This is a genomic window from Paenisporosarcina sp. P4_E4_2 (assembly GCF_056401595.1).
The window spans coordinates 1-3,444 of record NZ_JBFUJC010000335.1; the positions used below are offsets into that span (position 1 = coordinate 1).

The 3,444-nt window shown below is 39.1% G+C and carries 4 protein-coding genes; all 4 read right to left on the bottom strand.

The genetic code is table 11. The annotated features are described in order from the left end of the window. Positions 1-90 precede the first annotated feature (90 nt). On the bottom strand, positions 91-1,113 hold the full coding sequence (locus tag AC1DSB_RS16610; protein WP_477587146.1) for a glyceraldehyde-3-phosphate dehydrogenase: 1,023 nt from the start codon (positions 1,111-1,113) through the stop codon (positions 91-93). Between the two features lie 126 nt (positions 1,114-1,239). Beyond that, positions 1,240-1,830 (bottom strand): dephospho-CoA kinase, encoded by a 591-nt coding sequence (gene coaE / locus AC1DSB_RS16615; protein WP_477587147.1) that lies wholly within the window; start codon positions 1,828-1,830, stop codon positions 1,240-1,242. A gap of 15 nt (positions 1,831-1,845) precedes the next feature. After that, on the bottom strand, positions 1,846-2,718 hold the full coding sequence (gene mutM / locus AC1DSB_RS16620; protein WP_477531957.1) for a bifunctional DNA-formamidopyrimidine glycosylase/DNA-(apurinic or apyrimidinic site) lyase: 873 nt from the start codon (positions 2,716-2,718) through the stop codon (positions 1,846-1,848). Between the two features lie 15 nt (positions 2,719-2,733). Further along, on the bottom strand, positions 2,734-3,444 hold a 711-nt coding region (locus AC1DSB_RS16625; protein WP_477587148.1), incomplete at its 5' end, for a DNA polymerase.

Here is a 3,444-nt window from a genome sequence, read left to right on the forward strand (position 1 = left end):
CATTATATGTTGTAATCTCACACAATGCAAGTGTTCGAGAAAAAAATAATTCCTCCCTACTTTTGAAAGCATGTAGGGAGGAATATTTTATTAGGCAATTACTGTGTCTTTCAGTGCTGCGCCTACTTTTTTCGTCAAATCTACTACACGTGCTGAGTAGCCCCATTCATTATCATACCAAGCGAGAACTTTTACCTTACGTGTTCCCATAACCATTGTCGTTAAACCGTCAATGATCGCTGAATGTGGGTTTGAATTGAAGTCAATTGACACAAGTGGTTCTTCAGTTAATCCAAGAACACCTTTCATTGAACCTTTTGAAGCTTCAATAAATGCTGCATTTACTTCTTCTGCCGTCACATCAGTTTTTAAATCTACAACAAGATCCACTAATGACACATTTGGAGTTGGTACGCGAAGAGACAAACCATGAAGTTTACCTTTCAATTCAGGTAAAACCAATGCCAATGCTTTCGCTGCTCCTGTAGATGTCGGGATGATGGACTGTGCAYATGCACGGGCACGACGTAAATCTTTATGTGGATTATCTAAGTTCTTTTGATCATTTGTATACGCATGGATARTCGTCATAAGACCGTTTTCGATGCCAAACGTGTCATTCAGTACTTTCGCAACTGGCGCTAGACAGTTTGTTGTACAGCTGGCATTTGAAATGATGTCATGTTTTTCAATATTCAATTGATTATCATTTACACCCATAACGATTGTTATGTCTTCATTTTTACCAGGAGCAGTCAAAATTACTTTCTTAGCTCCAGCTTGTAAATGCAATGCCGCTTTTTCGCGGTCATTAAATTTTCCAGTTGCCTCGATAACGATATCAATGTTCATTTCTTTCCATGGTAACTTCAATGGGTCACGGTCACTTACAAGTTGAACTCGCTTACCATTTACAATTAAAGCGCTTTCTTCTATGACAATGTCACCAGAAAACGTTCCATGATTTGTGTCATACTTAATCAAATGTGCTAACGTTTCAGCAGGATAACTTGCATTAATTGCCACCACGTTTAAATCATCTTGAAGAATTGCCTGGCGAAATACCATACGACCAATACGGCCAAATCCATTAATAGCGATAGAAGCTGACATAAAAAATCCTCCTACAAGTATGTTATACTGTTAATCTTTTACCTGAAATTAGTATAACACATTTTGAACTAAGTTAAACACTTTGTTGGCAATGTAGAAATGTTCTATTTTTCAGAAAGTGGGACATTATACGTCCCACTCAGCTAGTATACGCTCTAATTGAACTTTTGATTGTTCGATTGACCCATTATTATAAATGACCGCATCGGCACCTTTTTCTTTTTCGGAAAGTGGTAATTGAGACTGAATTCTTGCCTTAGCTTCTTCCTCAGACAACGAATTACGTTGCATCAATCTCTGTAGCTGTATCTCTTCCTTTACAGAGACAACCAGTATTYTATCAACAAAATGTTGGAGTCGACTTTCAAAAAGAAGCGGGATATCCATAATCAACGTTTCTTCCCCACTCTCAAAAAGTTCATCTCTTTGGCGCAGCATTTCTGCACGAATGGCTGGATGCATCAAATCGTTGAGCTGTTTCCTTTTTGCTGGATCATGAAAAATGAGCTGCCCCAGTGCTTCTCGGTTTAATGTGCCATCCTCATTCATTACCTCTTTGCCAAATATACATTTAATGTCTGACAATGTTACGGTACCAGGTTCTACGACTACTCGGGCTACAAGATCCGCATCAATAATGGGATATCCTTTTTCTTTCAACATTTCTGAAATTGTACTTTTTCCACTCGCAATACTTCCTGTTAATCCAATAATCATCTATTGTCCATCCTTCTATCGTTGACACGAAGGACAATACCAAGAGTTTCGTCCCCCGAGTAAAACTTGTTTTGTAGGAATCAAGCAATGAGGGCATTGTTTCTTGCCATACATGGACAAGCGATTTTGCATGCCCCCTGCTTCCCCATTGATATTCCGATAATCTGAAATGGAGCTTCCACCTGCAGATATGCTTTCGTTCAACACATCGACAATCGTTTGAAAAAGGAGAATAAGTCTTTTTTGACTAATACGCTTCACTTTTCTGCCAGGATGTATATGCATTCGAAATAAAGCTTCAGTGGCATAGATGTTGCCACATCCAGAAATAACTTGTCCATCCATGATTGTTTCTTTTATGGACTTATTTTGATACTTAGAGAGCGAGGACATATCAATAAAATGATTTAATGCGGACTCCGCAAATGGTTCGGGTGCCATTAACAATAATGGAGGAAATTGATCTTCTGAATCCAGTAAACGCATTTCGCCGAATCTCCGAATGTCTGCATATACCAAAAGCATGCCGTCATCTAATGTTAATACGACATGAATATGTTTTCTGAACTTATCTTCTGTGATGTCTGCAGTTTCCTGGACATAAAACCATGCACCGGTCATTCCCAAATGATTCACTAATAGTAAATCTTGTTGATCTTTAAGTAAGTGAAAATAAATATATTTAGACCTTCTTACAATCTGAGTGATTCGAGCATTTTCGAGTGCTTGCTTGAAGTGTTTAAGCTCTGAGCCTTTAACAATTGCTTGTTTTCCCGCCTGTCTTGAAACCTCTAGAACGTCGGATAATTTTACAGATTCAATAGTCTTCCCGGTAGCTACCGGTTTGAGGGAGTTGACGACTCCCTCAACTTCAGGTAATTCAGGCATGATGAATTTGCCTCCTTACTTCGTATCGTACCAAGTCGGACCATATGCATAATCCACTTTAAGTGGCACTTTTAATTCAATAGCGTGTTCCATTACTTCAGGTACGATTTTTTCTAAAATCGCAATTTCTTCTTGAGGTGCTTCAAAAATCAATTCATCGTGCACTTGAAGAAGCATTTTCGCTTTCAAGTTTTCTTTCTGTAAACGATCAGCCATATCAATCATTGCTTTTTTGATTATATCCGCAGCACTTCCCTGGATCGGCGTATTCATCGCCGTACGCTCAGCAAAGCCACGTAAGTTAAAGTTTGAGCTAGTAATATCCGGTAAGTACCTTCTTCTATTTAAAATGGTCGTTACAAATCCCTTTTGCTTCGCTTCCCGTACAATTTCATCCATGTATGTTTTCACACCTGGGAAGCTTTCCAGGTAACGCTCGATAAACTCAGCCGCTTCTTTACGAGAAATCGATAAGCTTTGAGAAAGTCCGTAGTCACTTATTCCGTAAACAATACCGAAGTTTACTGCTTTAGCTGCGCGACGCATATCTGACGTCACGGCATCTGCTTCAACATGGAAAACATCCATTGCGGTTTTAGTATGAATGTCCAGGTCATTTCGGAAAGCTTCAATCAGCTCTTCGTCATCAGACATATGTGCTAATACGCGTAACTCAATCTGAGAGTAATCAGCCGCAAATAAAATCCAATCTGGTTGGGATGGGAC